The 25,778-nt window shown below is 51.6% G+C and carries 24 protein-coding genes; 4 read left to right on the top strand and 20 right to left on the bottom strand.

The genetic code is table 11. The features are described from left to right. Positions 1-204: 204 nt before the first annotated feature. The gene (locus tag ACFQ1Z_RS11780; protein ID WP_379057823.1) at positions 205-1,158 is read right to left on the bottom strand and encodes an AraC family transcriptional regulator; all 954 of its coding nucleotides are present in this window, start codon (positions 1,156-1,158) and stop codon (positions 205-207) included. 184 nt (positions 1,159-1,342) lie between these two features. Here ACFQ1Z_RS11780 and ACFQ1Z_RS11775 point away from each other — a divergent pair, with 184 nt between their 5' ends. The 3 genes from ACFQ1Z_RS11775 to ACFQ1Z_RS11765 all read left to right on the top strand — a co-directional run bounded on the left by ACFQ1Z_RS11775 (position 1,343) and on the right by ACFQ1Z_RS11765 (position 5,607). After that, on the top strand, positions 1,343-3,292 hold the full coding sequence (locus ACFQ1Z_RS11775) for an SMP-30/gluconolactonase/LRE family protein (RefSeq protein WP_379057822.1): 1,950 nt from the start codon (positions 1,343-1,345) through the stop codon (positions 3,290-3,292). Positions 3,293-3,482: 190 nt separating this feature from the next. Next, positions 3,483-3,770, top strand: a complete 288-nt coding sequence (locus ACFQ1Z_RS11770) for a PsiF family protein (protein WP_379057820.1) — start codon at positions 3,483-3,485, stop codon at positions 3,768-3,770. Between the two features lie 250 nt (positions 3,771-4,020). Continuing rightward, positions 4,021-5,607, top strand: a complete 1,587-nt coding sequence (locus ACFQ1Z_RS11765) for a putative bifunctional diguanylate cyclase/phosphodiesterase (protein WP_379057819.1) — start codon at positions 4,021-4,023, stop codon at positions 5,605-5,607. A gap of 39 nt (positions 5,608-5,646) precedes the next feature. Here ACFQ1Z_RS11765 and cyoE read toward each other — a convergent pair whose 3' ends face one another. From cyoE to ACFQ1Z_RS11745, 4 genes are read right to left on the bottom strand one after another with little or no spacing between them, the layout of a single operon-like run. Next, on the bottom strand, positions 5,647-6,543 hold the full coding sequence (gene cyoE, locus ACFQ1Z_RS11760) for a heme o synthase (protein ID WP_379057817.1): 897 nt from the start codon (positions 6,541-6,543) through the stop codon (positions 5,647-5,649). A 19-nt stretch (positions 6,544-6,562) separates the two neighbouring features. Then, positions 6,563-7,537, bottom strand: a complete 975-nt coding sequence (locus ACFQ1Z_RS11755; protein ID WP_379058013.1) for a COX15/CtaA family protein — start codon at positions 7,535-7,537, stop codon at positions 6,563-6,565. A gap of 2 nt (positions 7,538-7,539) precedes the next feature. Further along, positions 7,540-8,157 (bottom strand): SCO family protein, encoded by a 618-nt coding sequence (locus ACFQ1Z_RS11750; RefSeq protein ID WP_379057816.1) that lies wholly within the window; start codon positions 8,155-8,157, stop codon positions 7,540-7,542. A 44-nt stretch (positions 8,158-8,201) separates the two neighbouring features. Next, complete coding sequence (locus ACFQ1Z_RS11745; RefSeq protein WP_379057815.1) at positions 8,202-8,936, bottom strand: SURF1 family protein; 735 nt, start codon at positions 8,934-8,936, stop codon at positions 8,202-8,204. Between the two features lie 63 nt (positions 8,937-8,999). Here ACFQ1Z_RS11745 and ACFQ1Z_RS11740 point away from each other — a divergent pair, with 63 nt between their 5' ends. Next, entirely contained in the window at positions 9,000-9,200 is a 201-nt protein-coding gene (locus tag ACFQ1Z_RS11740; RefSeq protein ID WP_379057813.1) for a twin transmembrane helix small protein, read from the top strand. A gap of 134 nt (positions 9,201-9,334) precedes the next feature. Here the strand turns inward: ACFQ1Z_RS11740 and ACFQ1Z_RS11735 are convergent, their stop codons facing one another. The 15 genes from ACFQ1Z_RS11735 to ACFQ1Z_RS11665 all read right to left on the bottom strand — a co-directional run bounded on the left by ACFQ1Z_RS11735 (position 9,335) and on the right by ACFQ1Z_RS11665 (position 25,752). Further along, the gene (locus ACFQ1Z_RS11735; RefSeq protein ID WP_379057812.1) at positions 9,335-10,267 is read right to left on the bottom strand and encodes a cytochrome c oxidase subunit 3; all 933 of its coding nucleotides are present in this window, start codon (positions 10,265-10,267) and stop codon (positions 9,335-9,337) included. A gap of 189 nt (positions 10,268-10,456) precedes the next feature. After that, on the bottom strand, positions 10,457-10,996 hold the full coding sequence (locus ACFQ1Z_RS11730) for a cytochrome c oxidase assembly protein (RefSeq protein ID WP_379057811.1): 540 nt from the start codon (positions 10,994-10,996) through the stop codon (positions 10,457-10,459). A 241-nt stretch (positions 10,997-11,237) separates the two neighbouring features. Beyond that, positions 11,238-12,830 carry a cytochrome c oxidase subunit I gene (gene ctaD / locus ACFQ1Z_RS11725; RefSeq protein ID WP_379057810.1) on the bottom strand — a complete coding sequence of 531 codons (1,593 nt, stop codon included), beginning with the start codon at positions 12,828-12,830 and terminating at the stop codon, positions 11,238-11,240. 29 nt (positions 12,831-12,859) lie between these two features. Next, positions 12,860-14,026 carry a cytochrome c oxidase subunit II gene (gene coxB / locus ACFQ1Z_RS11720; protein ID WP_379057809.1) on the bottom strand — a complete coding sequence of 389 codons (1,167 nt, stop codon included), beginning with the start codon at positions 14,024-14,026 and terminating at the stop codon, positions 12,860-12,862. A gap of 21 nt (positions 14,027-14,047) precedes the next feature. Continuing rightward, entirely contained in the window at positions 14,048-14,509 is a 462-nt protein-coding gene (locus ACFQ1Z_RS11715; protein WP_379057807.1) for a DUF2244 domain-containing protein, read from the bottom strand. 358 nt (positions 14,510-14,867) lie between these two features. Further along, positions 14,868-18,410 (bottom strand): TonB-dependent receptor domain-containing protein, encoded by a 3,543-nt coding sequence (locus ACFQ1Z_RS11710; RefSeq protein WP_449288890.1) that lies wholly within the window; start codon positions 18,408-18,410, stop codon positions 14,868-14,870. Between the two features lie 71 nt (positions 18,411-18,481). Continuing rightward, on the bottom strand, positions 18,482-19,471 hold the full coding sequence (locus ACFQ1Z_RS11705; RefSeq protein ID WP_379057804.1) for a FecR family protein: 990 nt from the start codon (positions 19,469-19,471) through the stop codon (positions 18,482-18,484). Between the two features lie 17 nt (positions 19,472-19,488). Then, positions 19,489-20,013, bottom strand: coding sequence for an RNA polymerase sigma factor (locus tag ACFQ1Z_RS11700; RefSeq protein WP_379057802.1), 525 nt, complete (start codon positions 20,011-20,013; stop codon positions 19,489-19,491). A gap of 327 nt (positions 20,014-20,340) precedes the next feature. Continuing rightward, the gene (locus ACFQ1Z_RS11695) at positions 20,341-21,150 is read right to left on the bottom strand and encodes a TonB family protein (RefSeq protein ID WP_379057801.1); all 810 of its coding nucleotides are present in this window, start codon (positions 21,148-21,150) and stop codon (positions 20,341-20,343) included. Positions 21,151-21,154: 4 nt separating this feature from the next. After that, positions 21,155-21,568, bottom strand: a complete 414-nt coding sequence (locus tag ACFQ1Z_RS11690) for an ExbD/TolR family protein (protein ID WP_379056723.1) — start codon at positions 21,566-21,568, stop codon at positions 21,155-21,157. Positions 21,569-21,571: 3 nt separating this feature from the next. Continuing rightward, the gene (locus tag ACFQ1Z_RS11685; RefSeq protein WP_379056725.1) at positions 21,572-22,210 is read right to left on the bottom strand and encodes a MotA/TolQ/ExbB proton channel family protein; all 639 of its coding nucleotides are present in this window, start codon (positions 22,208-22,210) and stop codon (positions 21,572-21,574) included. Between the two features lie 245 nt (positions 22,211-22,455). Beyond that, positions 22,456-22,947, bottom strand: coding sequence for a type II secretion system protein (locus ACFQ1Z_RS11680; protein WP_379057799.1), 492 nt, complete (start codon positions 22,945-22,947; stop codon positions 22,456-22,458). Next, positions 22,934-23,305 carry a type II secretion system protein gene (locus ACFQ1Z_RS11675; protein WP_379057798.1) on the bottom strand — a complete coding sequence of 124 codons (372 nt, stop codon included), beginning with the start codon at positions 23,303-23,305 and terminating at the stop codon, positions 22,934-22,936. The genes ACFQ1Z_RS11680 and ACFQ1Z_RS11675 overlap by 14 nt, the downstream gene beginning before the upstream one ends. Before the next feature lie 3 nt (positions 23,306-23,308). Continuing rightward, positions 23,309-23,788: a prepilin-type N-terminal cleavage/methylation domain-containing protein gene (locus ACFQ1Z_RS11670; protein ID WP_379058011.1), complete on the bottom strand. Its 480-nt coding sequence runs from the start codon at positions 23,786-23,788 to the stop codon at positions 23,309-23,311. Positions 23,789-23,820: 32 nt separating this feature from the next. Further along, a complete protein-coding gene (locus ACFQ1Z_RS11665; RefSeq protein ID WP_379057797.1) occupies positions 23,821-25,752 on the bottom strand; it encodes a type II and III secretion system protein in 1,932 nt (643 codons plus the stop codon). Between the last annotated feature and the right edge of the window lie 26 nt (positions 25,753-25,778).

The following is a 25,778-nucleotide window of genomic DNA, read 5'->3' as shown; positions in this document are numbered from 1 at the left end:
CTCCATATCATTTTTGTTGCAGCAAAAAAATCCAGCATGCCGTGAGGGTGAGATTGAAACTCTGCCGGCATTAAGCACATCAGTCTAAAAGAATCAGCCGCAAAATAATTGCCAGCTTTTCTTGAATAATTGCCTAAAACTATGAGTTTGCCTGCCAGCCGTGTTTGCCGGTGGCGACCTATTGTTGCGCCTTATTTCTGCAACCTATTGCTCCACCGTGACATATTTCGCCGCTGACTCACTCGGCGTGGTGATCAACGCACTGCGCACGGCGCTGACTTCTTCCATAGGGCTTTTCCCGAACATGCGCTTGAACTCGCGGCTGAACTGCGAGGCGCTCTCGTAACCGACTTTATTGGCGGCCAGCGTGGCACTCAGGCCATCTTGCACCATGAGCAGGCGCGCCTTGTGCAAGCGCGTCATTTTCAGGTACTGGATAGGTGAAGTGGCGGTGACATCCCTGAACGCTGCATGAAAAGAAGGCACACTCATGGTCGATTCCGACGCCAGCTTGTCTACGTTCAGCTCTTTGTCATACTCGGCATGGATCAGGCGCAAGGCCTTGCTGATCTTGCCCATATTATTGTGCGTACTATGCGCAGCCAGTATGGCCGACGCCTGCGAGGTCTGCAAGATGCGGTAATGGATCTCGCGGATGATGGATTGACCCAAAACGGTAGCATCCGCTTTAGACTGCAGACACTCCAGCAGCCTGACCACGGCATTGGATAAACGGGCGTCCAGCGGCGTGGAGGTGATACCGCTCCTGCCATTGATCTTCATGGGCGTGTCATGTTCCACGCTCAACAGCAATTCCGAGATCATGGAAAGATTGATACGGATGGAGATCGCCAGCAAAGGTTCTTCTATCGAAGCAATGGTCTCGCTCTCGAATGGCAGTGGCACCGACAGGATCAGGAACTGCTGCGGATTGTACTGATAGACCTCGCCGCCCAGATAACCTATCTTTTTGCCCTGGCAGACAAACACGATGCTGGGCTCATAAAACACCGGGCTGCGCGGAATAGCACGATTCCAGCGCATCAGCTTGACGCCCTCCAGCGCCGTGAGGGTAAAACCCTCGTTAGGCGTCTGGCTGGATAGCAGCGCTATGGTTCTATCCCTGTCGTGGGCAGACCAGCAATCAAGGTTGCTCATATAATATATATACCAAAGTAATTAGGCACAAATAATACACCTGATTAGCTATTTTAAGCATTTATCAAATAGAAATAGGCAATCATTTCATATTTTTTAAACTTACCGCAGAACCCTACTCTGCGTAGACTACTCATACCAAACTTGCATGAGTCATCATTTTTTGGAGTAGAGGATAAGCTTAATGAAAAATCAATTGATAAAAAGTCTGATCGGTTCCATATTCGCCACCCTGTCTGTCAGCGCCTGGGCAGATATACAGGATGTACGTGACAACCTGAGCAAACTGCGTGTGCCGGACGGCTTTCATGTCGACATATACGCTGAAGTGCCGGGCGCACGCCAGATGACACTGGGCACTAACGGCAACGTCTATGTCGGCACCCGTGGCAACAAGGTATATGCCGTGGTTGATAAAAACAAAGACCACAAGGCCGACCAGGTCGTCGCCATTCTGGATGACCTCACCGTAGGCAATGGCGTCGCCATGGTAGACGGGCATTTATATGTGGCCGAACAACACCGTATCACACGCTATGCAGCGCCAGACTTTGACCTGACTTTGCCGTTTAAAGCCATGCGTGAAGTGGTGTATGACAAATTGCCGAACAAGGCCCATCACGGCTGGCGTTATATAGCTGCCGGACCTGACAACAAGTTATATGTGACCATAGGCGCGCCATGCAATATCTGCGACCCTAGCGGTATCGAAGCTTCCATCATCCGCCTTAACCCGGATGGCAGCCAGGTAGAAACCTTTGCCAAAGGCGTGCGTAACTCAGTCGGCCTGGATTTCCAGCCCGGCACCAATACCCTGTTCTTTACCGATAACGGTGTGGACCTGCTGGGTGCGGATATTCCGCATGACGAGCTGAATGCGGCACCTAAAGCCGGCCTGCACTTTGGTTTCCCTTTCTTTGCCGGTGGCGATGCACGTGACCCGAACTGGAAGAACAAGACTCCGCCAGCAGCAGTGACCAAACCGGTGGCCGAGTTCCAGGCGCACAGCGCCAACCTGGGTTTCAAGTTTTACACCGGCAAGCAGTTCCCCAGTGAATACCAGGGTAATGCTGTGATCGCGCAGCATGGCTCGTGGAACCGTAAAGAGCCGGTCGGTTACCAGCTGGTGCGCGTCACGTTTGACGAGCAGAAACAGGTCAAGGAAACCAAGGTATTCATAGACGGCTGGCTGAGTGCCGAAGGTGAAGTGTGGGGACGCCCTAACGATGTGCTGCAATTGCCGGATGGCTCATTGCTGGTGTCGGATGACTACAATGGCGTGATCTACCGCGTCAGCTATGATGGCAAAGCCGCAAGCAAAGCGGCGGCCAGTGCAAAGCCGACCAGCAGCGCTGACCAGACACTGAGCGGATTTGCCATGCCGGAATCTGTATTTGCCGCACCCGATGGCACAGTGTATGTGTCAGAGATAGGCGAGTTTGGCAAAGCCGGTGATGGCAAGATCACCCAGATTGCTGCTGACGGCAGCCGCAAGACACTGGCGGATGGTTTGAACGACCCTAAAGGCCTGGATCTGTTCAATGGCCAGCTGTATGTCGCCGATGTAGACAGAGTGGTGCGTATAGATGCACAAAGCGGTCAGCAGACCGTGCTGGCTGACAGCTCGGCTTTTCCACGCAAACCGGTGTTCCTCAACGATGTCGAGATAGACGGTTTGGGCAATGTGTATATCTCTGACAGTGGCGATGACAATGGCAAAGGCGCTGGCATCTTCAAGATCGCAGCCGGTAAAGTGACTGAAGTGCTCAAAGGCAATGCCGGCATCAAACGTCCGAATGGCTTGCTGATGGATGGCCAGAACAGCATGCTGGTCGCCGATTTTGGCACTGGCAAACTGTTCAGGGTACAACTGGGCGCTAAAAAGGCCACCGTCACCCTGCTCAACCAGGGCTTTGGTGGCGCAGACGGCCTGGTGCGCGATGCACATGGCCACCTGTATGTGAGCGACTGGGCCGGCGGCAATGTCTGGCAACTGGCTGAGCCTAAAGCCACACCGCAACGCATCATCCAGGGTTACCAGTCGGCGGCGGATATCAGTCTGTCTGCCGATGGCCAGTCCCTGCTGGTACCGGATATGAAAGCCGGCACCCTGCATAGCGTGCCTATCCAGTAAAACATAGACACAACCATCCCTGAAAGCCCGGTACTCACCGGGCTTTTTTGTTGAGATTTTTTGTTCAGCTATTTGTTTAGCTATTTGTTAACCCGGGCTTACTGCTCTGTGTCAGAATATCAGTGACAGGCCCGCACCCGGCGTGCCTGCATCACACTATCATCCGTTTACTTTTTGTTTGGAGACTTTCATGAAAAAACTGGTTCTTGCCCTGCTGCTGTCCTCTGTCTGTCTGTCAGTATCTGCAGGCCCGCAACAGGAAAAAATGAAAACCTGTAATGCCGATGCCAGCACCAAAGCGCTGAAAGGCGATGAGCGCAAAGCCTTTATGAAAACATGTCTATCGGCCGATAGCGCATCTTCCGGCCTGACTGCGCAACAGAATAAAATGAAAACCTGTAACGCCGATGCCAAAACCAAGGCATTGCAAGGCGACGAACGCAAAGCGTTTATGAAGAGCTGTTTGTCCGGCAAATAATGCCGGCCAGCAGTCTCTGCTCCACCTGATAAACACCTGCAGCCACGCTGCAGGTGCCACTGCAAAAAAATCCGTTTTCCCCCTTAAGTTTTTCATCGGCCTGCCGTTAACCCAGTTAGCTCTTGGTGTGGGGTGGCGCAAGCCTGCAGCGGGTAAGACCGGCCGCCCTGATACCAAGCCATCATTGCACGCAACGCAAAGATAGAATGGTATGCACAACCCACTCAGAACATCATCTGCAAGACTGTTATTGATAGTATCAGCATTGTCAGCGGCACTGGCGCCGCCAGCCTGGTCAGCGACACTGGCACAACCTCTAGCTGCCAGTGAACCGGCATTGGTCAGCCGGCTGGCCATAGAGGCCGGCCTGACAGTACTGACATTAGCCTGCGTATTTCTCGTCTATCAGCTGTGGCGCTTTTACCAGCGCGCACAACGCCGCGAAACCGAGGTGCGCCAGCAGATCTGGCGCCAGGCCAATTATGATTACCTGACACAGTTACCCAACCGCTACCTGTTACAGCAATGCCTGGAGAGCGCCATTCTCGACTGCCAGCAGTCGCAGCAGCAACTGGGTTTGCTGCTGATAGACCTGGATGGGTTTAAAGATGTGAATGATATTGCCGGGCATGCGGTCGGCGACCGCCTGCTGCAGAATGCGGCCCTACGCATACAGTCATGTGTACGCGACGGCGACACCACCGCCAAGCTCGGCGGTGACGAGTTCGTAGTGGTGATCCCCAAACTGAAAGATGCCAGGCTGTTGCATGAAATAGGCGCCAAGATCGTAGAGACGGTGCGCTCGCCTTTCCACATTGACGATAACCAGTATTTTGTCACCGCCAGCATAGGGATCGCCGTGTTCCCCGACCACAGTGATTCGGCCGAAACGCTGATGATGTATGCCGATCAGGCCCTGTATGCCGCCAAACGCGCAGGCAAGAACCAGTACCAGTTTTTTACCCAGACCATGCAGCAGGAGATCAGCGAGCGCATTTCACTGACGCACGACCTGCGTTCGGCGGTTGATAATGGCGAGTTGCACCTGGTCTACCAGCCTATCTACCGGCTGCACGACATCACGCTGATCAAAGCCGAGGCGCTGATACGCTGGCAGCATCCTACGCGTGGCAATATCCCGCCGGGCACGTTTATCCCGCTGGCAGAAGAATCCGGCTTTATCATAGAGATAGGCAAGTGGGTGTTTAATGAAGTGCTGCATGATTTATCGACCATAGACCCGCTGCGCCTGCAAGGCGTGCAGATCAGTCTCAATATCTCGCCGGTGCAGTTCGCCCATCCGCAACACCTGATGGCATTTATCAAACGCCTGGAGCGTTCGAATATCCCGTGTGAGTTATTCTGTTTTGAGATCACCGAAGGCCTGCTGCTGGAACCTTCACGCGTGGTGCAGGACACTTTGAAAACCCTTAAGCAGGCAGGCATCAAGCTCTCTATAGACGACTTTGGCACCGGCTATTCGGCACTGGGTTACCTGAAGAAATACCATGTCGATTACGTCAAGATAGACAGGTCATTTATCAGCAACCTGGGTGAGGACAACTATGACTTTATCCTGTGCCGCTCTATCATACAGATGGCGCATGAGCTGAATATGCAGCTGATCGCCGAAGGCGTGGAGAACGCCCAGCAGGAGAATATCCTCAAGGTGATCAACTGTGATTTTATCCAGGGCTTTTTGCACGGCAGACCGGCATTGTTCAGCACGCTGTTGCAGCAGATAGACCAGCAGACGCTGGAGCAACTCTCGCAGCCATTACTGATCGCAGAAACAAAAATGGCAGCATTGCAACATGCTGCCACCAAGTTATCTTAAGCAGGTGTGCTTGAGATGGCCTGAGCGCTAGATCAGATGCTAGATCAGATAATGATCCAGCAATAAAGCGGCAAAGATCAGGCTCAGGTAAAGGATAGAGTATTTGAAAGTGGTTTTGGCCAGTGCGTCAGAGTAATGGCGGTAAAGGCTGACCACATAGTAGAGGAACACCGCATTCAGAGCGACCGCCGAAGCCAGGTATAACCAGCCGCTCATGCCCAGGCCATAAGGCATGAATGAAACCACGATCAGGATCACGGTATACAGCAGTATATGCAGCAAGGTGAAGCGCTCGCCGTGCGTCACCGGCAACATGGGCATGCCGACTTTGGCGTACTCTTCACGGCGGTATAAGGCCAGCGCCCAGAAGTGCGGTGGCGTCCAGGCAAAAATAATCAGGAACATCACCAGCGCTTCTGGCGAGACGGTGTTATTGACTGCGGCCCAACCCAGGATAGGCGGCATGGCACCGGAGGCGCCACCGATCACGATATTCATAGGCGTGGCCGGTTTGAGGAACACGGTATAGATCACGGCATAGCCGACAAAGGTGCCCAGGGTCAGCCACATGGTGAGCGGGTTCACCCAGTAATAGAGGATACTCAGGCCCAGGCCACCGAGCACACTGGCAAACAGCAGGGTCTCCATCTGTGACAGTTGCCCGGTCGGGATAGGCCGCGCCCGCGTGCGTGCCATCATGGCATCTATCTTGTGCTCTATCAGGCAGTTGAATGCCGCCGCAGCGCCCGAGGCAAAAGCGATGCCCACTGTCGCGGCCAGCAATATCTGCAGTGACACCATGCCCGGTGTGGCCATGAACATGCCTATGATGGCAGTAAAAACGATCAACGCCGTCACCCGCGGCTTGCACAAGGCATAAAAATTGCGCAAGCTCATCTTGGCCGATGTCAGTTGTGTAACCCAAATACTTTGCATGACTAATCCCCCAACTTTTCTAATAAGACGTATCAATTAATCTCGCATTCACAGTCACCAGGCAGATGCCCAGCAACGCAGCGCCAGCGTTATGCAATACTGCCAGCACCAGCGGCAGTTGCAGCAACAGGTTGCCTATACCGACGCTGATCTGTAACAACAGCACCACCAGCAGTGCCCATGCCAGCGGCCTGGCGGCTTTGCGTTGCCACAAAATCTTGAAACTCACCACCCCCCAGGCCAGCACCAGCAATGCCCCCAACCGGTGTACCCACTGGATGGCAGTCAGCGCATCCAGGTGCAGTTGACCGCCATCACGGCTCTCACCGAGTGCACGGGTCAGGTGAAAAGCATCATACATATCCATGTTTGGCCACCACAGGCCATGACAGGTGGGAAAATCGGTACAGGCCAGCGCCGCATAATTACTGCTGGTCCAGCCACCCAGTATGACTTGCAGCAACCACACCAGCAACGCCAGCCGTAACCACTTTTGCTGGGCTGAGGGCAAGGCGATGGATGGCTGGGTAGTATTGCGCACGGCTATCCAGCATAACAAGGCCAGTGTGCTCATGCCGCCCAGCAGGTGCAGGGTGACTATCACCGGCTTGAGCAGCAGGGTCACTGTCCACATGCCCAGCAATGCCTGCAAACCTACCAATACCACCAGGGCAGCGGATAACTGCCAGCTGCTGCGTATAGTTTGCCTGTGCCGGTAGGCCAGCACGGCCAGGGCCAGCACCACCAGGCCCAGGCTGCCGGCCAGGTACCTGTGCGCCATTTCTTTCCAGGCTTTGGCATGTTCCAGCGGCCGGTCAGGGTAGGCCTGCTGTGCCGACTGTATGGCAGCCTCGCTTTGCGGGACGGACAATTCGCCATAACAGCCAGGCCAGTCAGGGCAACCCAGGCCGGCGTCAGACAAGCGCACATAAGAACCCAGCACCACCACACAAAACGCCAGCACCACTGCAAAAACACTTAACGGTTTAAACATCATCAACCCGCCCAGGAAGCCTTAAGCAATTTCACCAGGTCCTTGCGTATCCATTTGGCTTCCTGCTCAAGGTCATACTGCATCATGATATTGCCGAGTGGGTCTATGAAATAAACGCGTTGCGCCGCCAGCGTATTCTGCCCGCCGCCGCTCAGCATGCGCCCCACGGTGTCTATCTGTTCTGTCTCGCCATTGATGATCAGCAGGTCAGGATATTGATCGCGTATCTGCCGGGTGTCGGCCTGCTGCGTGATCAGCACGCGCTGCACGCGTATCATGTCTTTATACAGCGACACATACACCTGCCTTAAATCGTGCAGGCGCTGCATGCAACGGGCGTCACATTCGCCGGCAATCAGCACCATGCTCCATTTATCTTGCCAGAAGGCAGGCACAGCCTGCTTGTCATCCGTCAGCCAATGGCTGGTGGATGCAATCGAGACCGGGGGTTGTATCAGCTGGCCATAGCTTTTGCCACTGGGGCGCCAGTCAAACTTGATCATGGCCACCACCACGACCAGCGGCACGGTGAAGAAGATCGCCAGCAGTAAAAAGATCATGCGTCCTTTGCGCTGCTGTGCGGCATTCAAACTGGCGTGCGTTGTTGTATCTTCTTGCATGAACCTACCTGACTAACTATTTTCTGGCCGATTTACTGGCTTGTTTACTGGCGTTTTTCCAGCATTTGATACACACCTATCAGTATGCTTGCCAAAGCAAAACCAAACCATTGATAGGCATAACTTAAATGTTTCTCCACCTGCCCGGCCGGCACATCCCAATGGCGGACAAAGCCATCTTGTGCCACTGCCGGGTCCAGCTTCAATATAGCATGCGGCAGCAAAGGGTAACTCAGCTGCTGCTGCAAATAATCAAAATCTATCACCTGCTGTACTTTATTCCAGCCTGTTCCCGGTTTACCCAGTTGAAAACCGGTTTTGGTCTGATGCCACAACATGCCGGTCAGGGCCTGTTCATCAGTATGCGTCTCTACCACCGGCAACTGCTGGTGATCATTAAACCCGGCCACCCAGCCGCGATTGACCAGGATCACAGTGTGGCCGTCAGCGAGCAGAAACGGCGTCAGCACATGAAAGCCTGCCTGCCCCTGCTCTACCTGGTTATCGAGGAAAAAGCTTTGCTCAGCCAGGTAATGCCCGCTCAGTTTCACCGTGCGCGTATGCATTGCTTCTACATGTGCTTCATCCAGCTTGCCCTGAGCCGCCAGCTCCAGCACATTGAGTTTGCCCTCGGCCAGGGCGTGGGTGATCGCCTGCTTTTGTTCGGCTTTGTGCCACTGCCACATGCCCAATTTCAAACAGCCAAAAACCATGACTGCCACCACCAGTATCACCAGCGGCCGCAGCCGTAAAACATACGATCCTAAAGGTATTTGCATTTTCCTACTTACAGCCCATAATGTGCCTTCACTAATTGCTTACACTTAGCGCAGGATCACACCATGCTTATTAAAATTGCAACGGTTCTTATACTACTGGTCATCATAGGCAGTCTGTTTTCCGCCCTGGTATTTTTACTTAAGGACAAGCAAGGTTCTGACCGCACCGTGAAAGCGCTCACCATGCGCATAGGCCTGTCTATCGCCCTGTTTCTGCTACTGATTATTGCCGCCCACTTTGGCTATATAGGCCATACACTTTAACTGACCTGCGATTAGGTGAAATAACTGCTGCTGTAGCCCTGTTCAGGAATGCTTGTTTTCAGGAGTGCATCCTGATGATGATCAGCTCACAGCAGTGAAAGAAAAGGGCGCTTCTGGCGCCCTTTTTCATATTGCTAGAGCATGTAGACAAAGATATACAGGCCTAACCACACCACATCCACAAAGTGCCAGTACCAGGCGACGCCTTCAAAACCGAAATGATGCTCAGGCGTGAAATGGCCTTTGATACTGCGCAGCAAGATCACGATCAGCATCAGCGTACCAATGGTGACGTGGAAACCGTGGAAACCGGTCAGCATAAAGAAGGTGGCACCGTAAGCGCCTGACTTCAGCGTCAAGCCCATCTCGGTATATGCGTGGTGATACTCAGCTGCCTGGCAGATCAGGAAAGTGATACCCAAAGCCACGGTCAAAGCCAGGCCCACAACCAGTTGTTTGCGGTTATTCTTGATCAGGCCCCAGTGCGCCCAGGTGATGGTCGCGCCCGAGCTTAACAACAGCAGCGTATTGATCAGCGGCAGACCACTCCAAGACATGGGGTGAAAGTCAGGATTAGGTTTGAATGTCTCACCCAGCACTACCCCGCCCGGCCCCTGTGACGGCCAGCTGTTAAGAAAGTCTTTATACGGCGTAATATCCGGCGCATATGAAGCCAGGTCAGGCACCGATAGTACCCGCATATAAAACAGCGCACCAAAGAACGCGGCAAAGAACGCCACCTCGGAACAGATGAACACTATCATGCCGATACGGAATGATTTGTCTTCCCATTTTTTATACTGCCCGGTCAGGCTCTCGGTCACCACATCACTCAGCCATTTGAACATCATGAACAGAATGATGGCCAGGCCTATATACATCATGTATTTGCCAGGGGTGGCCAGATAATCGAGTGATGGATTCTTAAGCGATCCATCACCGCGCAGGTCGGAGCCCGTCACATTGAACACAAAACCGCTGGCCATAGACAGCAGGCCTACAGAAATAAATGCGGGATAAATACTGCCATGTGGTACGAAATAATGGTTATCTGAATGACTTGCCATGCCTAACTCCCAATCATTTGATTTTTATAATGTCGCAAGCTCTGCTTAAGTCCATCTTCGCTGCCACCCCCTGCTGCTGGTAAAACATTGCGCTATCGTTCACTACATACCGCGTCAATATTTCCTGCACTTGCCAGGCCTGGCTTAGAAGTCACACTTGATTAGAGCCTCCTTGAATCACACATCACATTAATTTGCATCATCAGTCGCCGGAAAGAATGAGTACGACAAGGTCAGCTCATTCACATCTGGCGGCAGATCCGCGCTGATAAAAAACCTGAGCGGCAGCTGTTTTACCTGGCCGGGATTCAGTGATTGCCGCACAAAGCAGAAACACTCAATCTTTTTCAGGTGGGCCGAGGCTTTACCCGGTGTCACACTGGGGATCGCCTGCCCGGCTACCACTTCACTCGTAGTATTTTTCGCTTCAAACATCACCACTGTCACTTGCCCGGGGTGCACCTTGACACTCGTCTGCATGGGGTAGAAATTCCAGCCCAGGCCCGGCATCACCGCCGAAACGAACTGCACTGTCACCTCACGCGAGGTATCCACCTTTTGCTTGCCGGCCGTCTGAGCAATATTGCTGGTTTTGCCGTTCAAGCCGGTGACAGAACAGATCACGTCATACAGCGGCACCAGGGCAAATGCAAACAGCAAGGCACCGACGATGATCCAGACTAATTTCAGGGCCAGTTTTTTATTGGCCTGCGACTGCTGTTCGTTCACGACTGCATGCCTTTAACAATATTATTTCCACATGGTGAACATTGAAATCACATACCATGCGATCGCCACACCCGCCAGAATCCAGGCGATCTTTCTATTGTTGCTTTGCTTAGGTTCGTTGCTCAAAATCTTTTTCCTGTAATTCTCTGTGTCAGCGTGAGTCGGTGACCAGTGCCATTTGCTAGCCTAATATGACACTGGCGCCTATCAATAGTGACTCACCGTAACGTTGCCACTGCTATCATTTGACGACAGGTTGCTCGGTAAAGCTGTGATACGGCGGTGGTGAAGGTAATGTCCACTCCAGGCCGATCGCGCCATCCCACACTTTGTCTGTCGCCTTTTGGCCGCCACGGGCACAACTGATGATGTTGTACACCAGTAACAACTGTGACAAGCCCAGTACAAAAGCACCCACGGTCGAAATCATATTGAATTCGGCAAATTGCAGTGCGTAGTCAGGGATACGGCGTGGCATCCCGGCCAGGCCGACAAAGAACTGCGGAATGAAAGTGACATTGAATGAAATGGCAGTCAACCAGAAGTGCAGTTTACCCAGCTTTTCGTTGTACATATGACCAGTCATTTTTGGCAACCAGTAATACACACCAGCCATGATACCCATGATGCCACCGGCAAACAGGGTGTAGTGGAAGTGCGCCACCACGAAGTAGCTGTTATGGTATTGCGCATCGGCTGCCACGTCGGCCAGTACCAGACCGGTCAGGCCACCGACACCAAACAGTATGATCCAGCCCACAGAGAACAGCATAGGCGTTTCAAACGTCATCGCGCCTTTCCACATGGTGCGTATCCAGCAATAGAACAACACCGCGAGTGGCAGCGAAATAGCCATGGTGCTATACATGAAATACAGCAGCGCCGGCACTGGCATACCCGCAGTAAAGAAGTGGTGCGCCCACACGACTACAGACAGCGCGCCTATAGACCACAGTGAATACACCTGCGCCTTGTAGCCATACATAGGCTTGCGGCTGAATGTCTGCAGGATCTGAGGAATGAAACCCCAAACCGGCAACAGCAGGATATACACTTCAGGGTGACCGAAGAACCAGAACAGATGCTGGAACATGATAGGGTCGCCACCACCGGCAGCATCAAAGAAGTGGGTACCAAAATGGCGGTCTGTCAGCAACATGGTCACTGCACCGGCCAGCACAGGAATGGTTGCGATCAGCAGGAAAGCCGTGATCAGCCAGCCCCAGGCAAACAATGGCATCTTCATCAGGGTCATGCCCGGGGCACGCATGTTGAAAATGGTCACGATGACGTTGATGGAACCCAATACTGAAGAAATACCCAGCAAGTGCACGGCAAAAATGGCGAAGTCCACACCTATACCACCTTGCACAGACAGCGGCGGGTAGAAAGTCCAGCCGGTCGCCAATGCGCCATCACCTATGCCGAACAATGCCAGGGTGAAAGGCAGGGTCAGCAGAATGGCTGAAGGCGGCAGTATCCAGAAGCCCCAGTTATTCAAACGCGGCAAGGCCATATCCGGCGCGCCCAGTTGCAACGGCAACATCCAGTTGGCGAAACCGGTCGCGGCAGGCATCAGCGCCGCAAAGATCATGATCAGCGCATGCACGCCTATCAGCTGGTTGAAAAACTCGGGGTTCATCAATTGCAGACCAGGCTTGAACAGCTCGGCACGGATGCCAAGAATCATACAGCCACCGACCAGGAACATGACCAGTGAAAAAGTCAGGTACATGGTGCCGATATCCTTGTGGTTGGTGGTGGTCAACCAACGCATGATCCCGGTAGGATGCTCCTGGTGCTCGTCGTGATGTGCTACGGAAGTAGTACTCATCGTTGCTCTCCTAAAAATCTCTTAAAGTATTATTCACGTGCTGCTTTGACTTGAGGCGGTTGCACCAGGGCATCTACCGATGCGGTATTGCCCAGCGCATTACGCTCATAAGTGATCACAGCAGCGATTTCAGTGTCATTCAGGGTAGCTTTCCACGGTGGCATCACGCCTTTACCGTTGAGCACTCTATCCAGATGACTGTCTTTTTGGTATTTACCATCCGCGCCGAAGATAGGCCCGGTGGCGATCTTGCTGCCAGTCAGCGCCGGGAAAGCCGGAGGCAAACCAGCGCCACTAACCTGGTGACAGACCGCACAGTTTTTCTCGTAGACGACCTTGCCTTGCGCCAGCAATTCTTCCTTGCTCAGCTCTTTGACATCACCGGCCGCTTTTTGCTCATCCTGTTTTTTACCAGCCCAGGCAGCGAACTCTTCTTTGGAAACCGCATTCACCACCACAGGCATATAACCATGGCCTTTGCCGCATAACTCTTTACACTGGCCGCGATAAACACCGGCTTTTTCAACCTGCACCCAGGTTTCACGGATAAAGCCAGGCACCGCCACGCGTGAGGAACCGAACTGCGGCACCCACCAGTTATGCAATACGTCAGAGGCCGTCATCAGGATGCGCACTTTTTCACCCACAGGCAACACCAGCGGATTATCTACTTCGAGCAGATAGTTCTCGCCCTTGTCTTCCTTGTTATGCATCTGGCTGTCAGAAGTGGCCAGGTTGCTGACGAACTTGATGCCTTTGGCATCACCGTCCAGATACTCATATTGCCAGCGCCATTGCGAACCGGTGATCTTGATCACCATGGTCGACTGGTCGCGGGTGTCTTCCATCATCACCACACTGTGGTAAGCCGGGATACCCATGATGACAAAGTCGATCAGCAGCAGGATGACGAACGGGATCAGGGTCCAGAAGATTTCCATAGAGGTGGAAGGTGCTTTATCAACCACCGCCTGGTAGCCTTTGTCGTGGCGGTGTTTGAAGATAGAGTAAATCATGATGGCCAGCACCACCACAAAGATCACGGCGGTGATCAGCATGAACTTGTTATGCACATGCAGCGTGTCCAGCGCCATCGGTGTGACCGGGTCCGGGAAGTTGAACGTGTAGTCAGCGCGTGCGCTTAATGAATAAAACAGTGCAAAAGCACTAACCCCGAGTTTCTTCATTCCTTGCATCTAATCTGCTCCAAAATCTAGTTATTTAGTTTTGAGAAGTGTCCGCCTGAGATGTGAAGCCAGTTCAGCGCGTTGCGCGTTGTTCATGGTGTCACGACCAAACTCGACCTCTTGATTATGGGACCCTATCCACAGTGACGTTTTACCGTTCTCACCTTCCCTGAGCGTTACCCGGGTCCAATATCGTTGAAAGCGAACGTGTTTTATTTTGCCCAGCACACTTTGTTCTATCTCAACATGATCCTCAGCGACCGTGACTTTTTCGTAATCACTGCTGTGCCGCAACACCAACACAAACGCCAGAACCACTAACACTATTTCCAAGCCAGCAAATGGCAACACCATCCAGGCACCGATATGCAAAAAAGCAAAGGCGATCAACCCTGTCAATACGCCTAAACTCAGCAGCAATCTCCACACACTTTCAGCAGAAGCGGAAGCATTTGGCTTTGCAATGCATTGTGTTTCGCAGATGGATAACATGTTTGCCAACCCGGAACTGAATCTGTAGCAACTAAATTACGTTTAGTTACAAATTTGTTACACATTGAAAGGTAGCATAAGACGACCTGAGTGACAAGAAAAAAGAATACGCTCAGCGTGAAGAAAGTGGACTATTCGGCTATGCGGCGATTTTTAGCGCTACTGGCAGAATGGCGTGCCTATTGGGCATGGCGCCACAAAAACTAAAAAAATCAGTGACATGCAAAAGATTTTCTTTACAACTGCAAACTGGCCATGGCAGGTTTAGGTTAGATAGTCCGGACCTAGGCCAGTTTAAATCTGGCCCAGTCGCGGGACCTTTTAGCCATTAGGAATTTTCCCGCGTCTTCGTGGGATGTTAATCCGGCACAAAATGCCAGTTCAGACTGAACCAGACACCGCGTGGCGCACCTGGTGCGATAAAGTTGGTACTCAACCAATCGCTAGAGTTATGGTTGTAGCCATCCGGACCAATCGCGCCCAAAATACTTGGTGAAAAAGGATTACGCCCTAATCGACCTGCGCTGAAATATTCTTTGTCAAAAACATTGTTTACAATCATTGTGGCGGTCCACTCTTTATTGATTTTGTAGCTGGTTTGAAAATTGAATGTGGCATAGCCAGCTAGCGTTCCTGGATTGTTTGTTTGCTGACGAGGAACTTCTACTGTACTTCCTATCCCCGTGGCTACGGTCCGATACATTATTACGCCTTGCTTGTGCTCATTGTTCTCGTTCCCTCGCGCATAACTATCAGAGTGCATAATTGCTGTCAGGCCCACCACCCACTTGTCTGTCAAGTCATAGTTCAAATTGGCATTCAGGTTATGCAATGCTGTGCCTGGCATACGATTACCAGGTTTTACTCTGATTACACCGCGGCCAATAGCAGGGACATAAAACGAGCTACTGTTATCATTACTGATCATAAGAAACTCGTCCTCAAAGGTTGCGTCCGTCAAGCTATAGTTAAGACCAAATCCGAGCCTACCTTCTTTGCCGGAGAAGCCAGCTTCGATCCCTCTACGGCGTGTTTTGCCGACGGTGTCAAAGAAACCCTGCCCGTTACCGACAGCTACAAAATAGATATCATCTTTCAAGTCGGTTTGAAATGCGCCAAGATTCCAGCGCATGTTTTCACCAATCGTGCCGCGCATACCGATGTCATACGTAGTTGCTTTGATTTGAGGGAGATAAGGGTCACCTGAAAGTGTGGTTGGCAAAGTACACTGACGATTTTCTAAAATACTCTTCGGAATTTCATAGGTACCCCCTTGACCATCGGTATAAAAAACTCCGGATGGGCGGTGATCAAGTGCGCAGCCTAGTTCAATCACACTTGGCGTACGCGTCCCTTGTGCTACATTAGCGTATAGATTGAGATTCTCTTTTGCCTGCCAGGTAGCGCCTAGTGACGGATTGAGTGAGTAGTAGCTGAATTTTTCAGTTTCAGCAGAATCCAGTTGGTTGTATAAGCTGGGCAGCCTGAAGTTTAAAGGCACATTTGAACAGTCACCATTGGGGCATACTGCAAACTCACTTGGTACGGCAATCACATCACCAATTTCATAGGCTGCCAATCCACGACGTGCTGCAATTTTATTTTTTGTTTGCGTTTCGTTATACCGCGCTGAGACGTTGAAATGCCAGTCATCTACAGGTGTCCACGTCTCGGAGAAATATAAACTTTTTGTCGTATTAGTACCGGCAAAATTATTATTTTCGATTGGCACAAATGCACCTACAAATTGCGGATGTGCTTGTGATGGATCAAGATAACCATTTCTTTGTGCATCAAAAAAACCCAAGCGCTGTGAATTAGTATAATCGGCGCTGGCGGCATCAATAGCTGCACCCACCATGAATTTGTGATGCTCAAGATTCCAGTTAAACTGGATTGAAGCACCATCTACGATTTGATCGATTTGGTTATCAGTCAACAGTGCAGTAGGAGTTCCCTGCACATAGCCTGGTTGCCCAGTACCCGCACCATCTATATAAACGGGATTTCCATTCTGAGTAATTTCATAACCTGGGGAGGGAGAACGGAGAGACAGACAATTTGATTCGTTCGTTGCGGCTAGTATAAATACATAGTTTTTAATTAAATCGGTACCATTAGTGCCAGTAGAGTAGAAGTAATTTGTATCAGAAAGCAAAATACCACTACCTTGACTGTCTAAATTCTGAAGTGTTGCGTCAAAGTCACCATAGAATGAATAGTCACCAATTGCGGGATCAATTGAGCTTCTGCTAGGCGGTGGGGGCGGAGCTACCCTGTTGTATACAATTTGTTCAGTAAAATTACTGAATAAATTGAAGTTATAGCGATAGGTATCTACAAGTCCTTGCTCAGTTATCGCAGCATTCAGATTGCTTGCATAGCCAGGATTCGAGCGGAAATCAACGGTTCCTGGAGCACCTAAATTAGTACCTACATCACTAATGAAATTAGATGATCCTATATCTTCGCCTAAAGTAACATTAATAGGTATAACAAGATAATCAGGTAGCCCATAACGATTACTGCTTGTCGTCGTTGTGAATGTACATGTAAATTCTTCCGCGGAAATACCATTTGCAGGGTCGGCTGGTCTAGGTAAACGCTTAGCTGTTAACTCTTCATCCCAATTTGTCATCACATCAGAACCTTTCTGATGTCGCCTACTATTTCTTCGATAAATCTGACCCGTTATAGAAAAAGTATCATTAACAAAATAACTGCCGCTTAATTGAAACTGTTGCAGTTTGTTTTTAGTTGTATCAGGAGAGGTGAATACGCTGTTTCTATCCCTTTCGTACATCTCGTTTGGCACTAAGCCATTACCCACCAAATCAGTTTGTACTAATAAGGTACTAAAGTTCAGATCTAATTTATCGCCACGATAACTGGCTTTAGTAAAGAGTTGGTTAACTTTACTTGGTGAGTTTGTACGCCAGCCATCTTCTATAAAAAAGTTACCTGCAGCAAATAAACCAACCGTACCATTATTCCAGCCGCCTTCAACCTGCAGCTGTTTACGCCCAAATGAACCCGTTAAAATATCTGCATCTACGCCTGGATTGTTGAAACCGTCTTTCGTTTTAAGTGCAAACGCACCACCCAGAGTATTTAGGCCAAAAATCGGATTTGAGCCAGGAAACACCTCCACACTCTGCAAGGCGTTCATGGGCATCATGTCCCAGTTAACTACATCACCAAATGGTTCATTCATGCGAATGCCATCCAGAAAAACGCTTAATCCCTGAGGAGTGCCAATCTGTGGACCAGCACTGAAACCACGATACTGTATATCCATCATAAATGGATTACCTTGATAATCATTCACTGTCACAGATTGCAGCTTGCGGTTCATCAAATCAGCCAGACTTAACGAATGAGCCTCTTTGATTTCTTTGGCGGAAATGCTTTGTACATTGCCAGGTATTTGCTCTTTTGTGAGTCCCAGACCCGGCAAAGGCCCGATCTCGTAAAAACGTTTAGCACGCACCTCAACGCCTTCAATTTTTAGACTCTGCAAATTTTGTACTGGTTCGGGCTTTATAACTGCCGAGTCACCACTAATCGTAGTTTGTAAACCGCTACCTTGTAGCATCTTTTTCAATGCATCTTGCGGTGAGAGAAAGCCCTTGATTGCTGGGGCTGTTTTGTTTTTGGTAAGTTCGCTATCAAACGAAATGCTGAGACCAGTCTGGTTGGCCAGTTGCCTGATGGATTGATTCAGAGGCTGTGCAGGTATATTGAATTGCTGAGGGAAGCCGGTGCCGTCAGCTACCGCAGGTACTTTTGTATTCAGCTCAGCGGCATGCAGATAAGGTAAGGCAGCACCTGCACTTAGTGTGGATAACACAGCACATGTTAAAAACCTGCGCGTGTACGAGAATTTCTTTGCCATTGCCATCCCTGAATTTCGTCTTGTTGTTGCAATGACGCTTTAGGGCGGCAATATTATGATGTCGATTTTTGAAATTATTATTTATTTACAGATTTGCTTTTAATAACCGTAGCCTTATCAGTCGGCACAATGCGAACCGGCGCCATTTCCGGTAACTGATTGATGAAGGTTTCAATTGAGTTTGCCTTGAGCATAGAAGAAATATGCACCTTACTTGAAACAGGTTGCTCAGCTAGCAATGGCAGCTTGCGGTATCTGGATAAGGTTTCGGCAATTTCATCCAGATCAGCTTCTTCAAACACCACCACGCCTTTTTCAAAGGCAAAAGCATCTAAAGCATGCCTATATGAGCGTGCAGGCTGCGTGCTATCCGTTTTCACTTCCGCGACTTCACCATCGTGCAATATCACGGCATGTGGATTTATGTTGTGATCGACATCTTGCTGCTCTACTTTAACGGTGCCGTGATCGACACTGACACGCACTAGTTTTTTCATGCGGTTAACGGCAAACCGGGTACCTAAGACTGTGACTTGTGCGTTGCCACTGTCGATAATAAACGGACGATTTTCATCCCTGGCCACTTCAAAGATGGCTTCGCCCTGCTTGAGGGTGACTAAGCGACGATCACGGTAATAGGTGACTTCGATTTCGGCGCCGGTATTCATCGTCAGTAGAGTGCCATCGTCCAGGCGATGCGACTTCACCTGGCCGACTTCCGCCTGAGCGACCATTTGCATAGTTGGCTGGGCCCGCCAGGTTTGAATTCCCAGCATGCCGCCTAACCCGATCACAGCGGCAACCATGGCCACAGTGATATATTTTCTGACACGCTGCGTGCGCTCGGCTTTTTCGAAGAACTGGTCTTGCTCGACGATGCCCGCCAGCTTTTCCAGCTCAGGCGTCGAATCAAAAGATTCCCAAACTGCTGACACATCCGCATAGGCTTGCTGATGCGCTTGATTGGCCATCAACCATTGCTCGAATTTGGTCCTGATCGCGTCATCTGCGTCGGCATCCCTGATTTTAATAAACCAGGCAATCGCCGACTCGCGTAGTTTGTCCATGTGAGTCCGCGACATGGTTAACGGATTTGATCCTGCAGCCTGGTTAAATCAAGCATGGCGCGGGTGATGTGCCTTGACACCATATTGACTGTAATAGACAGTTTGTCAGCAATTTCTTTGAGAGTTAGTTGCTCGACCCGATATAGCCAGAAAGCTTCGCGGCATTTTGGTGGCAGCCGGTTGATCACTTTTTGCAAAGCCTCCAGCCGTTGTTTAAGTGAAATTAGCTCTTCCGGAGATGGCGCGACTCTGGTTGGGTCATTGATAAACTCCGGCAGACTGAATTCTTCAGTGGAAGAAAATGCGATCAACTTTTTATTGATTCTACGATCTTCATTCGCCAGGTTTTGCGCAATGACCCGCAGGTAAGCGTGAGGCTTTTCAAGATTGATGGCAGTTGGAGAAATGGCAAATTTCAACAAGGCATCATGCAAGATATCGTAGGCTTTATGACGGCAGCGAATATCGTTATAGATAGCCGGCAATAATTCGCTATATGCCCATCTTAAATTAATGCCATGCCATTCAATTAAGGAATTCATTTCCGTGATAGTTCCGATTTCTTTATATGGCTGGAGCAAATACTATTCCCAGCTGCTGGTTGCATCTCAAGGCTTATACTCTCGCGCTTTGATTTAAAAGTGTTTCATTTCAACCAAATTTAAATGGCTTCATATAGCCATATCGGCTTTATATAACCATCGATATCTATTAAATTTATTATTTAATTCTTCAATATAACTACAGAAAAAAATCCCCTGCACTTACCGGAGGAAGATGGCAAGTACAGGGGTGGAATGCAAACATCATCGTTTAGAAAGTGAGGGATTGGCTTTCCGATAATGCCTGCTGCAGACTGCTTTTATTTTTTATTCCAGCCTGAATGAAACCGGGATGGTGATCTTGAAAGTTTTTTTCCTCAGGCTTTCCTTGACGCCTAGCTGGGCGATGGCTTTTTTCACCATGCGCACCGCCTCTTCATCGAGTGGCGCATGCTTGCTGCTATCCACCAGCGACACCTGCACCAGCTCGCCGCGCACGAACTGCGCCTGTATAGTCGCATCGCCCTCCAGATGCCGCCTGATGGCGATGGTCGGATATTGCTTGCTCTTGTTGACCAGGTTGCGCAGCTGATCGCCATAATCGCCCCAGGCATCATTGTCACTGGCTGCCAGCTCCTCAGACTCGTTGCTTACGGGCGCACTCACCGCAGGCGCGGCCCGCGTTTCTTTAGCGGCCGATTCTGTCGCCGTATGGTTGGCCGCATCACTGCTGCTAGGCGCAGCGGTGGTATTCACTGCTGGCGCTGGCTCTACCCGCGCCGGCAATGCCTGCTCAGGCACCTGGTAATCCGCTTCGTTCTGCGCCGGGGCGGTGATGACTGACTTCTGGTTCTCCACCGGTGGCGCTGTGCGTGGCTTGACCGTGGTGGGGGTCGTTTGTGGCTCGGGTGGAGCCGAGGTCACCACCGGCGGAGTTACCTGCTGCTCGCTGGGTTTGGCAGCGGGCATCTTCATGGTGAAGAATTCGATCTCCAGCTTGTCTGGCAATGCCGGCAGCGGGATATGGCTGAGTGTAGGGTAAATGGCGACCACTAATAAATGTATTGCGATGGAGATGCCTACCGCACGCCAGACCTTGGCTTGGCTTTCATCATCTATCAACACCAGGCTGGTCATAGACTTATCTGCCTGCTTCCGGCGACATGACGAAACTGAACTTGCTGATGCCCGCGCGCTGTATCGCCGCCAGCACTTTGGCGACTATGCCATATTCGGCATGCTCATCGGCATAGATCTCTACTGCGGGGTCCTGTTGCTGCTTTAAGCTGCCCAGCTTGCTGGTCAGTGTGTCTAAGGCGAGTTTCTGCTGGTCGAGAAAAACATCGCCAGCATCGGTGATACTGATATGTGCTGTTTTAGGCACGGTGATGGCCACTTCAGCACTGGCTTTGGGCAGTTTGACCTTTACTGCATTCATGAGCAAAGGTGCGGTGACGATAAACACCGTCAGCAATACCAGCATGACATCCACCAGCGGCGTGACGTTGATCTCGCTCACCAATTCTTCTTGTTCTGCATCCCCAAGGATAGCCATGGCTTAGCCTTCTATGCCTGATTGGGTGAGCAGGCTATGAAAACGGCTGGCGACTTGTTCCATATCGGCGCGGTGCACTTTCTGCCTGCGCATAAAGTAGTTGTAGGCCAGCACTGCCGGCACGGCGGTGGCGATGCCGATGGCAGTGGCGATCAGGGCTTCGCCTATGGGGCCCGCCACCACGTCCAACCCGGCTGAGCCGGTAGCGGTGATGGTCTTGAGCGCGTTCATGATGCCCCACACCGTGCCGAACAATCCGATAAAAGGTGCAGTGGACCCTATGCTGGCCAGGACGGCGACACCGCCATCCATACGCTTGTGTTCCAGGTAGGCCTGTTGCTTGAGCGAGAGCAGGATCACTTCCTGGCGCTCGTTGCGGCGCAGCAATGAGTTGGCCATCACTTCATTCATGGCAGTCATGCCGGCATGGCACAGGCGGGCAAAGCTGCTTTCACTTTTAGAGATCAGCAAGGGCAGCTCGTAGATGCTGCGCATCTGCTGCCATTCAGACAGGAAGTCCGTCGATTCACTTTGTGATTTGTACCAGGCCCAGCTTTTGATAATGATGATGGCCCACACCACCACCGACAGCACGCCCAGCAGATACAACACTAAATCTACGATGTCAGGTACCAAGTCCACAAACCACTCCAATAGTTAAAAAGCCAGCCTTTTATAGTCAGAGACGCAAAGTCAGGAAAAACACCCATTGACATGGGGAATATTTCCTTTTAGTGCGCTTACATATATTCATCGCTGGCAAAGCAAAAAACCTCATGTTTTTAACTTATCTTTACATTTAAGGCTGAAAAAGCGCCATATGGCTGGCAGGCCGTTTGAAGATAAGTCGATGTGGTTACTTGTGTAGTGAAAGGACTGACTGCGGCTTAAAGCGGATTCTGGCCGGAGATGGCAGGTGGCACATAGACAAAATACCATTCGCCGTAATAGCGTTTGTTATTCAGGTGCTGCAATTCACCACGGTAACCTTTGCTCTTGAACGGCGGCTTATCCGACAAACTGTAAACCCCCATGATGCCACCACTAGGGGCTTCGACTATGCCCCAGCCTTCGCGTTGCGTGACCGGGTCCTGATAAAGACGGCGCAAATGGCGGCGCGGGGTGGGAAAACGCGTATCCTCAAGCAACAGCTCCAGGGTCTGCGGAAACACTTTCACCACCGCCGGCGTCTGGTTGTAATAACGGCCTATGGCGTCTCTATAAGCCAGGCCGACGCGGATCAGCTCCTGTTCCCTTTCGCGCAACACCTGGGTTTGCCAGCGCATGGCCGCCTGCGCCATGACCAGGCCACTCAGCATCACCAGCATGAACATGCCTATAAGCACGAACCCCAGCGGTGCCTGCTTACCAGACGGCATAAGGCGTACCATCGCCGGAAAGCTGGTTGGAACCACTATGCACATCAAAGACGCTGCCCTGCTCGTCTATATTGGGCGGCAAGGTGATCACCCAGGTATCGTTACGCTCAGTCATAGGGTCGGGCGGGATGGCTTTCAGGTACTGCCGCTCTACCAGTTCTTCCAGCACCTCCGGGTAACGGTTCTTATCACTGTAGAACTTGTCTATGGCGTCGCGCATGGTCAGCAGGTCATGGCGCAAGGTGGTTTCCTTGGAGCGCTGCAACATATGCATGAATTTAGGGCTGACGATAGTCAGCAGCATGGCCAGGATAGCCAGCACCACCAGCATTTCTATCAGGGTGAATCCGCGTTTCATCTGTTACCACTCACTATATGGCTGCTGGTTGATGCCGATAGCACCCGAGCGGGAAGCCACGTCATAAACATCCTCGGCCATCTCATCCACGCCGCCGTCATAAGCGCGTATGCGCCAGGTCTGGGCGTCATTCAGGGTGACATCCGCAGCGAACGGATCACGCGGGATGCGCCTTAAAAAAAACATTTTTTTCTTTTTCGGGTCCTGGGCATTTACAACGCCGGTCACCAGTATCCTGAGGTTGGGCGGGTAGCCGCTGCCATCTGCCGTTTTCTTGATCAGGCCCTGGTCGACTGCGTCTTTATAGGCATCCAGCGCATCACGTATCTGCCACAAGGCCCGCTTCAGTTCGCGCTCTTTTTCGCGCTTGCTGTTCAGCTGCACCACCGGGCTGGCCGAAGTCACCAGCAACGCCAGCAGCGCCAGTGTCACCAGCAACTCTACCAGTGTGAATCCCCTGCTGCGGCGTGGTGCGGACATCATCATGCTGTTCACAGTGCTATGGCTGCACATTTCTAGGGCTGCACCGTGCCGGTATCAGTGCTGTTCATGATCTGCGCACCAAATCCGCCATCGTTACGCGCGTTGCTGCTTTGCGTAGATTGCGGCGTGACTGGCTGTGGCGCTGACGGTTCTGCCGCCTGCACGGTGCGCGCACCGCCGCCAGTCACCGGATTGGCGGTGGCTGCCACCCCGGAAGGGATCAGGCTATATACCGCATTGGCCGGGCTGATATTGTGCATGATGCGGGGCGTGATCAGCAGTACGATCTCGTTCTTGCGCTTGTCCTGGTTATTGTTGCTGAACAGTTTGCCTATGATGGGCAGGTTGCCCAGCCCCGGCACCCGGCGTTGCGTTTTCTGCTCGTCATCGCGGAACAGCCCAGCCAGGATCTGCGTCTCGTTATTGCGTAACTGCAAGGTGGTATTGGCGTTGCGGCTGCCTATGGTGTAAGCCAGCACGCCGGTACTGGTGGTCACCTGGTCGGTGATATTGCTCACTTCCATGCCGACCTTGATGCTGACCTGATCCTGCATCTGTATCACCGGTTCGACATCGAGTTTGATACCCACCTCTATATAGTTCACATTCTGGCTGACAAAGCCCTGGGCACTGGCGACGCTGGTCAGCACCGGGATCTTGTCGCCGACATGTATCTTGGCGCGGTCGCGGTTTTTCACGCGTATCTTGGGGCTGGCCAGCAGGTTGGTATCTGTGTCCTGATGCAACAGGTTGAGCACTATGGCCGGGTCGTTAATGGTGAAGACGCCGAGGTTGCCATTAAAATTGCGCAGTTCGGTCAGCGTCAGCTTGCCGGCCTGCGGCTGGGTGCCGTTGCTATTACCGAGCGCATTGCCCTGCACGCCTACCCCGATCTGGCTCGGATACTGTATGCCCAGGTTTTCCAGGTTGCGGCGGTTGATCTCCATCACTTCTACTTCCAGCATGACTTCAGGTTCGTTGAGGTCCTGCGAGGCGATCAGTTTCTCGGCGACCTTGATCCTGTCCATGGTGTCGCGTATCACCAGTGTATTTAATTTCTCGTCTATATAGAGGTCGCTGGCACGCAAGACAGTCTTCATCAGGTTTAAAGCGCGCTTGGCATCCATATGATTCAGGTAAAAACTGCGCACAAACAGTTCTTCATATTGCGCGGCGCGTGACAGCGGGTAGATCAGCAAGGTGTTCTGGTTGAGCACTTTCTTGCCTAACTGGTGGCTGGTGAGTATGACGTCCAGCGCCTGCTCTATAGGCGTATCGCGCAAAAACACACTGACACGTATGCCTTCATTCAACTCCTGGTCGAACGAAAAATTCAGGTCTGCGGCTTTGCCCAGATATTCGAAGGCATTTTTAACCGGCGTGTTTTTCAGTTCCAGCGTGATCTTCTTTTTCAGCGACGATTGCAGCGGCCGCACTATGCTCACGCGCTCACTTTTGTTTTGTTCCAGTTGCTCGAACAGCTTGCGCGCTTCTGCATGTGCAGGCTGCTCGGCCAGCACATTGCGTAACATATACTCGCCGCCGGCAAAGTCCTGGGCGGCAATGGCGGTTTTGACCAGCTCTATCTGTGCTGCGTGTTTCTGCATGATGGCGACCTTTTGCAGACCATCACTGGCGGCGCGATTGGTGGGCGATGCCTGCAACACTTGCTGGTAGATCTGCGCTGCCGCCTGGTACTGTTGCGCCTCCAGCAGGCTGTCAGCCTGTTGCAACTGCTTTTGCAGCTTTTTCTCCTGCAGCAAGCTCAGCCAGTTTTTATATTGCGGCTGGCGCGGGTTGGCTTCCACCAGCGGCTGCAGCAGCTTGATCGCTTCATCATCCTGCCCGCGCGCAGCGTAGATCCTGGCCTGTTCCAGCGTGACATCGCCGGGTGTGGCAGTGGGGAACAGATTGCTACAACTGACCAGCAGCAAAGGGCTAAGCCACAGCCACGGCCTGGCCACTGCGCTCAGCCAGCGACTATGATTTT

Source organism: Methylophilus luteus, assembly GCF_042676265.1.
In the GTDB taxonomy this organism is placed as follows: domain Bacteria; phylum Pseudomonadota; class Gammaproteobacteria; order Burkholderiales; family Methylophilaceae; genus Methylophilus; species Methylophilus luteus.
Note: the sequence above shows the minus strand (reverse complement) of the source record. Positions and strands in the feature narration are given on the sequence as shown.

Coding starts and splice junctions, on each gene's coding strand:
- ACFQ1Z_RS11780 (WP_379057823.1), bottom strand. CDS start 1,158: ATGAGCAACCTTGATTGCTGGTCTGCCCACGACAGGGATAGAACCATA.
- ACFQ1Z_RS11775 (WP_379057822.1), top strand. CDS start 1,343: ATGAAAAATCAATTGATAAAAAGTCTGATCGGTTCCATATTCGCCACC.
- ACFQ1Z_RS11770 (WP_379057820.1), top strand. CDS start 3,483: ATGAAAAAACTGGTTCTTGCCCTGCTGCTGTCCTCTGTCTGTCTGTCA.
- cyoE (WP_379057817.1), bottom strand. CDS start 6,543: ATGCAAAGTATTTGGGTTACACAACTGACATCGGCCAAGATGAGCTTG.
- ACFQ1Z_RS11755 (WP_379058013.1), bottom strand. CDS start 7,537: ATGTTTAAACCGTTAAGTGTTTTTGCAGTGGTGCTGGCGTTTTGTGTG.
- ACFQ1Z_RS11750 (WP_379057816.1), bottom strand. CDS start 8,157: ATGCAAGAAGATACAACAACGCACGCCAGTTTGAATGCCGCACAGCAG.
- ACFQ1Z_RS11745 (WP_379057815.1), bottom strand. CDS start 8,936: ATGCAAATACCTTTAGGATCGTATGTTTTACGGCTGCGGCCGCTGGTG.
- ACFQ1Z_RS11740 (WP_379057813.1), top strand. CDS start 9,000: ATGCTTATTAAAATTGCAACGGTTCTTATACTACTGGTCATCATAGGC.
- ACFQ1Z_RS11735 (WP_379057812.1), bottom strand. CDS start 10,267: ATGGCAAGTCATTCAGATAACCATTATTTCGTACCACATGGCAGTATT.
- ctaD (WP_379057810.1), bottom strand. CDS start 12,830: ATGAGTACTACTTCCGTAGCACATCACGACGAGCACCAGGAGCATCCT.
- coxB (WP_379057809.1), bottom strand. CDS start 14,026: ATGCAAGGAATGAAGAAACTCGGGGTTAGTGCTTTTGCACTGTTTTAT.
- ACFQ1Z_RS11715 (WP_379057807.1), bottom strand. CDS start 14,509: ATGTTATCCATCTGCGAAACACAATGCATTGCAAAGCCAAATGCTTCC.
- ACFQ1Z_RS11710 (WP_449288890.1), bottom strand. CDS start 18,410: ATGGCAATGGCAAAGAAATTCTCGTACACGCGCAGGTTTTTAACATGT.
- ACFQ1Z_RS11705 (WP_379057804.1), bottom strand. CDS start 19,471: ATGGACAAACTACGCGAGTCGGCGATTGCCTGGTTTATTAAAATCAGG.
- ACFQ1Z_RS11700 (WP_379057802.1), bottom strand. CDS start 20,013: ATGAATTCCTTAATTGAATGGCATGGCATTAATTTAAGATGGGCATAT.
- ACFQ1Z_RS11695 (WP_379057801.1), bottom strand. CDS start 21,150: ATGACCAGCCTGGTGTTGATAGATGATGAAAGCCAAGCCAAGGTCTGG.
- ACFQ1Z_RS11690 (WP_379056723.1), bottom strand. CDS start 21,568: ATGGCTATCCTTGGGGATGCAGAACAAGAAGAATTGGTGAGCGAGATC.
- ACFQ1Z_RS11680 (WP_379057799.1), bottom strand. CDS start 22,947: ATGCCGTCTGGTAAGCAGGCACCGCTGGGGTTCGTGCTTATAGGCATG.
- ACFQ1Z_RS11675 (WP_379057798.1), bottom strand. CDS start 23,305: ATGAAACGCGGATTCACCCTGATAGAAATGCTGGTGGTGCTGGCTATC.
- ACFQ1Z_RS11670 (WP_379058011.1), bottom strand. CDS start 23,788: ATGATGTCCGCACCACGCCGCAGCAGGGGATTCACACTGGTAGAGTTG.